The sequence below is a fragment of the Brevundimonas sp. Root1279 genome (genome assembly GCF_001425945.1).
GTDB lineage: Bacteria > Pseudomonadota > Alphaproteobacteria > Caulobacterales > Caulobacteraceae > Brevundimonas.
On the sequence record NZ_LMEB01000001.1, the window covers coordinates 535894 to 543284 of the forward strand.

The 7391-nt window shown below is 69.7% G+C and carries 7 protein-coding genes and 1 riboswitch; of the genes, 2 read left to right on the top strand and 5 right to left on the bottom strand.

What is annotated here, in order from left to right:
* Positions 1–21 precede the first annotated feature (21 nt).
* From thiC to ASC65_RS02600, 4 genes are all read right to left on the bottom strand, one after another.
* Positions 22–2019 carry a phosphomethylpyrimidine synthase ThiC gene (thiC, locus tag ASC65_RS02585; protein WP_056449053.1) on the bottom strand — a complete coding sequence of 666 codons (1998 nt, stop codon included), beginning with the start codon at positions 2017–2019 and terminating at the stop codon, positions 22–24.
* 54 nt (positions 2020–2073) lie between these two features.
* Positions 2074–2182, bottom strand: a riboswitch (TPP riboswitch).
* Between the two features lie 27 nt (positions 2183–2209).
* Positions 2210–2599, bottom strand: a complete 390-nt coding sequence (locus tag ASC65_RS02590; protein ID WP_056449054.1) for a hypothetical protein — start codon at positions 2597–2599, stop codon at positions 2210–2212.
* Complete coding sequence (locus tag ASC65_RS02595; protein ID WP_056449057.1) at positions 2599–3426, bottom strand: TIGR02587 family membrane protein; 828 nt, start codon at positions 3424–3426, stop codon at positions 2599–2601. The genes ASC65_RS02590 and ASC65_RS02595 overlap by 1 nt, the downstream gene beginning before the upstream one ends.
* A 35-nt stretch (positions 3427–3461) precedes the next feature.
* Positions 3462–4073, bottom strand: coding sequence for a TetR/AcrR family transcriptional regulator (locus ASC65_RS02600; RefSeq protein ID WP_056449060.1), 612 nt, complete (start codon positions 4071–4073; stop codon positions 3462–3464).
* A gap of 328 nt (positions 4074–4401) precedes the next feature.
* Here ASC65_RS02600 and ASC65_RS02605 point away from each other — a divergent pair, with 328 nt between their 5' ends.
* Complete coding sequence (locus ASC65_RS02605) at positions 4402–4803, top strand: BLUF domain-containing protein (protein ID WP_056449064.1); 402 nt, start codon at positions 4402–4404, stop codon at positions 4801–4803.
* Between the two features lie 66 nt (positions 4804–4869).
* Complete coding sequence (locus tag ASC65_RS02610) at positions 4870–5868, top strand: D-cysteine desulfhydrase (protein WP_056449067.1); 999 nt, start codon at positions 4870–4872, stop codon at positions 5866–5868.
* 402 nt (positions 5869–6270) lie between these two features.
* Here ASC65_RS02610 and ASC65_RS17305 read toward each other — a convergent pair whose 3' ends face one another.
* Entirely contained in the window at positions 6271–7239 is a 969-nt protein-coding gene (locus tag ASC65_RS17305) for a hypothetical protein (protein WP_162245643.1), read from the bottom strand.
* Positions 7240–7391 lie beyond the last annotated feature (152 nt).

The following is a 7391-nucleotide window of genomic DNA, read 5'->3' on the forward strand; positions in this document are numbered from 1 at the left end:
CAAAGGGGGAGGAATGAGGGCCTAGACCTTCACCTCGATGGCTCCACCCCCAGCCCGGAACTTCGCCGACATCTCCGCCATCCCGGCTTCCGCCTCGGCCAGGCTCGCCCCGCTGTCGTTCTGCCCGCGCGCCGCGTCGCGGATGTCCTGGCTGATCTTCATCGAGCAGAATTTCGGGCCGCACATGCTGCAGAAGTGGGCGGTCTTGTGCGCCTCCTTGGGGAGGGTCTCGTCGTGGAACTTCCGCGCGGTTTCGGGGTCGAGGCCGAGGTTGAACTGGTCTTCCCAGCGGAACTCGAAGCGGGCGCGTGAGAGGGCGTCGTCGTGGGCGCGGGCGGCGGGGTGGCCCTTGGCGAGGTCGGCGGCGTGGGCGGCGATCTTGTAGGTGATGACGCCGTCCTTGACGTCCTGGCGGTCGGGCAGGCCGAGGTGCTCCTTAGGCGTGACGTAGCAGAGCATGGCGGTGCCGAACCAGCCGATCATGGCCGCGCCGATGGCGCTGGTGATGTGGTCGTAGCCGGGGGCGATGTCGGTGGTCAGCGGGCCCAAGGTGTAGAAGGGCGCCTCGTGGCAGTGCTTGAGCTGCTCATCCATATTGGCCTTGATCTTGTGCATCGGCACGTGGCCGGGGCCCTCGATCATGACCTGGCAGCCGTGGTCCCAGGCGATCTTGGTGAGTTCGCCCAGGGTGCGCAGCTCGGCGAACTGGGCCTCGTCATTGGCGTCGGCGATCGAGCCGGGACGCAGGCCGTCTCCCAGGGAGAAGGAGACGTCGTAGGCGCGCATGATCTCGCAGATGTCGGCGAAATGCTCGTAGAGGAAGCTCTCCTTGTGGTGGGCCAGGCACCACTTGGCCATGATCGAGCCGCCGCGGCTGACGATGCCGGTGACGCGGTTGGCGGTCAGGGGCACGAAGGGCAGGCGGACGCCGGCGTGGATGGTGAAATAGTCGACGCCCTGCTCGGCCTGTTCGATCAGGGTGTCGCGGTAGACCTCCCAGGTCAGGTCCTCGGCGACGCCGTTGACCTTCTCCAGGGCCTGGTAGATCGGCACCGTGCCGATGGGCACCGAGCTGTTGCGGATGATCCAGTCGCGGATGTTGTGGATGTTGCGGCCGGTCGACAGGTCCATGACGTTGTCGGCGCCCCAGCGGGTGGCCCAGACCAGCTTGTCGACCTCGTCGTCCACCGAGGAGAGGACCGCCGAGTTGCCGATGTTGGCGTTGATCTTCACCAGGAAGTTGCGGCCGATGATCATCGGCTCGACCTCGGGGTGGTTGATGTTGTGCGGGATGATGGCCCGGCCGCGAGCGATCTCCTGGCGCACGAACTCGGGGGTGACGAAGTCGGGGATGGCGGCGCCGAACGACTCCCCATCGCGGGTCGAGGGGCGAGGGTCGAGGGTCGAGGAAGGGAAGGCGATCGAGGACCCGTCGTGCAGGGTGATCTTGCCTTCACCCGACCCTCGACCCTCGACCCTCGCCTCTTCTCTCCGCAGGTTCTCGCGGATGGCGACGTATTCCATCTCGGGGGTGATGATGCCGGCCTTGGCGTATTCGTACTGGGTGACCGGGCGGCCGGGGACGCCCTTGAAGACCTGGTGGTTCGAGGTGTCGAAGCGCGGGGCCAGGTGCTTGCCGGAGGCGTGGCCGTTGTCTTCCGGCTTAACTTCGCGCGGGTTGGCGACCAGGGCGATGTCGCCGCGGTCGCGCTGCCACGACGACTTCACAGAGGGCAGGCCCTTCTTGATGTCGATGGTCACCGTCGGGTCGGTGTAGGGGCCGGAGCTGTCGTACATCGTCACCGGCGGCTCATTGGCGCTCGGGTGGACGGCGACCTCGCGGAAGGGGACGCGGATCTCGGGGTAGAGTTCGCCGGCCACATAGACCTTCACGCCGCCGGCGCGCGGGCCGGTGGGGATGCGGCCGGTCTCCTTCTCCACCGCCTTGCGGGCTTCGGCGAGCGGCAGCTCCACATTGGGCTCTTGCGGCTGGGCGGGCGGGGTGACGGCGATGTTCATGGCGGCCTCTCTTTGGAGGTCCGCCGACGTCGGCATGGTGGTCCTGTAGCGTCCGGACCTAAGCGTTTCCCATCCCTTCGCCGGCATGACCCGGATCAGGTTCGACGGGTCAGGCGCTCACGCCAATCTCAGCCGCTTAGGGACGGCCCCCCGGAGAACGGGCGGAAACTGCTCCCGCGGACTCCGATGGTCAAGGCTCGGTGAAGCCCTTGGTGTGGAGGGTCAGGCCGGAGCGGGGGTCGGCGTCGAAGCCCAGGGTCAGACGTTCGCGGCTCCTGGCCGGGACGTAGTCGAGGGTCGCCGAGGCGGTCTCGGCCCCGAGCCGGCCCTCGATCTCGACCTGGGCGGCGGTCTCGTCGCCGGCGTTCTCGACCTCGATCTCGGCCAGCCAGCCGGTGGGGGAGGGGCGGGCCTCGACCAGCCGGGCCTCGAGGGCGGCTGGGTCGCGCGGCCCGAAGGCCTCGGACAGGATGACGCCGAGGACGCCGAGGACGATCAGCAGGCCCAGGGCGCCCATGATCCATTCGAGCACGGGCGGCTTGTCTTCGGCCTTGGGCTTGGGGGCGGGCTTTTTCGCCATCAGACGAGCAGCCGGGCGGCGGCGGCGCCCAGGGCGCCGGGGAAGGACAGGACGACCATGGCGTCGGCGATCTCGCTCGCATGCATGCCGTCGATGCGGCCGAAGATCCAAAGGACGTAGAGGCTGGTCAGCAGCACCAGGGCGTAGCCGGGCAGGGTGTAGTGGAAGAAGGCCGCCACCGGGTGGCCCTGCTCCTCCTGGCCCGCGAAGCCGGCGAGGTAGACCACGGCGTGCATCAGGGCGAGCGAGACCAGCACCAGACCGACGGCGCGCCACGGCCCCATGCGGTAGGCGATCAGCACCGTCTCCTCGGTGGGGGCGATGTTGAGGGCCAGGAACAGGGCGCCGGCGACCATCAGGAACAGCTCGCCGGCGTAACGGGCGTCGTCCTCGTCGCCGTCGTCCTCGGGGCGGCCGGCGCTGAGCTGACGGCGGGCCAGCAGGGCGCCCATGGCTCCGCCGACCGACTGCAGGGCGACCTGTCCGACGGGCTGGCGGGGCGCGGCGCCCGGCTCGAGGACGGCGAGCAGGGCGAGCAGGGCGGCGGCGGTGATCGCCCCGACCGCGAGCGCCACGAACGCATCGAGCAGCGCCGGCTTCAGCCCCTGCAGCCGGCTGAAGCCGGCGTAGAGGGCCAGGCCCAGCAGCAGGGGCAGGGCGGTGAGGATGAAGACGGCGAGGCGGACCGGCTCGACGGTGAAGCCGAACGACCACATCTCCATGGTCATCAGCAGCGGCACGCTGAACAGCAGGGCGCCGCCGAAGGCGCGGACCAGATCGCGCGCGTAGGCGGCCTCGCGGTTGCGATCGAGGATGGAGGCGGTCATGGCGCAGCAACGCCCGAGGGCGCTTACGGCTCCGCTCAGTCCGGGAAGGCGACCAGCAGCCGGTCCAGCGCGGCCTCTATGCGGGCCCAGCCGTCGTCGTCGAGGGCGACGCCGCCGAGGCCGGGGCGGGCCGAGGCGCTGAGGGCCAGATGCTGGACGGCGGCGAGCAGGACGGCGTTGAGGGCCACAGCGTCGCCGCCGGGGGCGGTCTTCAGGCGGGGCCGGCGCTCGCGCATCCAGGCCTGGAGCACGGCCGAGCGGTCGGACTCGATACGATTGAGCAGGGGCGACGACTCGACCAGGGCCCAGGCCATCAGGCGCAGGGTCAGGGGACTGGCGCGAAGCGCGGCGACCCAGGCGGTCAGGCTCTCGCGGGCGAAGCCGCGCAGGCCCTCGTGCTCGACGCGCGGCACGGAATCGAGGCTGCGGACCAGCTCGGCGCAGGCGCGGGCGGCGATGCGCTCGACCACCCCGTCGACGCCGTCGAAATAGCGATAGACCAGCTTGCGGTCGCAGCCGGCCTGGGCGGCGAGGGTCTGGACGTTGAGGCCCGGAAAGCCGTCGCGCAGCAGGATGTGCTCGCCCGCCTCGACGATCGAGGCCTCGGTGGCGGAGCGGTCGCGCTGACGGGCGGGCGAATCGGCCATGCCCGGAGCATCACGCCGGATCGCCGACGCCACAAGGGCAGGCGCGCGGAAGCTGTGCATCGGGCCTGCTGAAACTGGACGGTGGATAAGGTGCGGCCCGGCCTGCGTCGGGGGGGCGTGGCAGAGGCCGGGCCGCTGGTTGGACTTGTCGAGCGCGCATCGCCGCAGGGTCCGAGCGATAAACCGGGTTATTCGTGTTCGGTTCCGAAAGATTTCCGACTTTTCTACGCGCGGAGCGGGTATTAGATATACCCATGTAATTTCATAGGCTTGTTGGAAGTCCCGGCAAAGCTGGCTAGCGTCCGGCTCAGCTTACGCGGAGGGGCGCATGCCGATCACGATCGACCGACTGGTGTACCGAAGCGAGGCGACTCGCCCGACGGAGTCGCTGCAATCCCTGGCCGAACTGCTCGGCGAAGCGCAGCACAACAACGCCCGCGACGGCCTGACCGGGGCCCTGGCGGTCCATGAGGGGCGCTTCCTGCAGGTGATCGAGGGGCCGTCGGGCACGATCGACAGCCTGGAGCGGCGCCTGTCCCGTGATCCGCGTCACCGCGACATGGTGGTGCTGGGACGGCACCCGGTCGAGACGCGCGCTTTCGGCGACTGGACCATGGCCAGCGCCCGCATTACCCCGGCCCTCGCGCCCGAGTTGAGCGCCCTGATGGCGGAGGAACGCCCGTCGCCGGCGCGCGTGGTCGGCCTGCTGCTGGAGGCGATCGGCGAGTAGGGCAGTCCCCGGTGGAGGGGGGAGGTCTGGTGCGCTAGGACTCGAGCCCCACACGGAGCTCCCGCCATGCACCTCGCCCGCTTTCCGCGCGTCCGCCTCGCCCACCTGCCGACGCCGCTGGAGCCGTTGCCGCGGCTGTCGGAGGAACTGGGGCATGATATCTGGATCAAGCGGGACGACTGCACGGGCCTGGCCGGCGGGGGCAACAAGACCCGCAAGCTGGAGTTCCTGCTCGGCGAGGCGTTCGAGCAGGAGGCCGACACCCTCGTGACCCAGGGCGCGGTGCAGTCGAACCATGTGCGCCAGACGGCGGCGGCGGCGGCGGCGCACGGGCTGAAGTGCGAGGTCATCCTGGAGGAGCGGACGAGGTCGAAGGCGGCGGACTATGTCGGCAACGGCAATGTGCTGCTCGACAAGCTGTTGGGCGCGCGGTTCCGGACCGTGCCGGGCGGAACCGACATGACGGCCGAGCTCGAGAGGACGGCGGCCGAGGTGCGGGCGCGGGGCGGGCGGCCCTACGTCATTCCCGGCGGCGGCTCGAACCCGGTCGGTGCGCTCGGCTACGTCGACTGCGCCCGCGAGATCGTGGTCCAGGCCGACGAGCTGGATCTGCGCGTCGATCGGATCGTCACCGCCACCGGCAGCGCCGGGACGCATGCCGGGCTGGTCGCCGGTCTGGCGGTGATGGGGGCGGACATCCCGGTGCTGGGCATCGGGGTGCGGGCGCCCAAGGCCAAGCAGGAGGAGAATGTTCTGAAGCTGGCCCGTGAGACGGCGGCCCTGCTGGGCCGGCCGGACGCGGTGACGCCCGAGATGGTGGTCGCCGACTGCGACTATGTCGGCGCGGGTTACGGCCTGGTCGACGACGGGGTCGTCGCGGCGCTGCAGGTCGCGGCGCGGACCGATGGGATTCTGTTGGACCCGGTCTACACCGGCAAGGCGATGAAAGGGCTGATCGCCCTAGCGATGACGGGGGCCTTCGCGGGGGAGACGGTGGTTTTCCTGCACACCGGCGGGGCGCAGGGGCTGTTCGGATACGAGAGCGAGATCGGTGCGGGGCTGTAGGGACGCGTCCTCGTCTCCTCCCGGCAGGTGAGCCCGAGGACAGGCTCCACGGGGGAAGGCGGAACGGCGTCTCGAAGGTGTAGTGGTTTCGCCCCTCCACCCCTTGCGCTGTCGCGCGAGCGGTCCTCCTCCCCATCGCTCCGCGACGGAGGGGAGGCGGTTCTGCCGACCCTTCAAGACTGTACGATCCCGTACAGGCTGTACGCCCGGGCTAGGACGTTCGGGTTATTGTGAATCCCGTCGGCGGCGGCAGTATCAACCGGGGCTGAAGTGCGCCCTCCTTCCCGTGATTGCTGGAATTGCGCCTGCTGAGATCGATGGTCTCGGCGTACTAATACTTTGCTCTCCGGACCCTCTACAGCAAAGCTTGTGACGCCTAAAGTATGCCGAAGTACATATGGCTTATGCATCGTGGTGCGTGGGCGAGTTGTGGGCGATGTTGTTCGCGGCTGTTCTTTGGAATTGCCGTGGGGGCTCCCTGGCCAGTCTTTGCCTGAGCTGGATCGCCTGCGGCGGTTCAGTTTTGTGCTGGGAGAGACTGAGATGCCGACCACGGCTGGCCGTGAGGCCTATGGAATTGAACGGCGGTCGTCCGTTCGCATCCGCTCCCTGCTGCTCAGCGGCTCCGTCCTCGCGGTCATGACGGCCATCGGCGGGGGCGCCTGGGCCGAAACGCGTCCTGGGGAGCCTGTCCTGCCCAGTAGCGCCGCGGCGCCGACGTGGGTCTTTGACCCAAGGGGCCTGTTGACGCCGGCGGCGGGGGCGCAGCAACGCGCCGGAGCAGTCCCTGAGATCGGCGCTTCCGCTTCGGCCGAAATCGTCACCGCGGGCGACTATCTGATCTTCCGCGGCGCTTCTGCGCCTGAGGCCAAGAGCGGCGACGCCCCGCTGGCGTCGGGCGATCATTTCCCGAGCTCGCCGCCGCCGCCGCCGTCGCACGACGACGACGACTACCCCGGCGGTCACGACGACGATGATGGCGACGGCCCCGAGTATCCGGGCGGCCATGACGACGATGACGACGACGGCCCCGACTATCCGGGCGGTCACGACGACGACGACGATGACGATGACGGCCCCGACTATCCGGGCGGTCACGACGACGACGACGATGACGATGACGGCCCCGACTATCCGGGCGGCCATGACGACGACGATGACGACGACCCCGACTATCCGGGCGGTCACGACGACGACGATGATGACGGCCCCGACTATCCGGGCGGCCATGACGACGATGACGACGACGACCCCGACTATCCGGGTGGTCACGATGACGACGACGATGACGACCCCGACTATCCGGGTGGTCACGACGATGACGACGACGACGACGACGACGATGATGACGATGATGACGATGATCATCATCCGCACTATCCGCCGTCGCCCCCGCCGCCGCCTCCGCCGCCGCCGCCTCCGCCGCCGCCGCCGCCGCCGCCGCCGCCTCCGCCGCCGCCGCCTCCGCCGCCGCCTCCGCCGCCGCCGCCGCCTCCGCCGCCGCCTCCGCCGCCGCCGCCTCC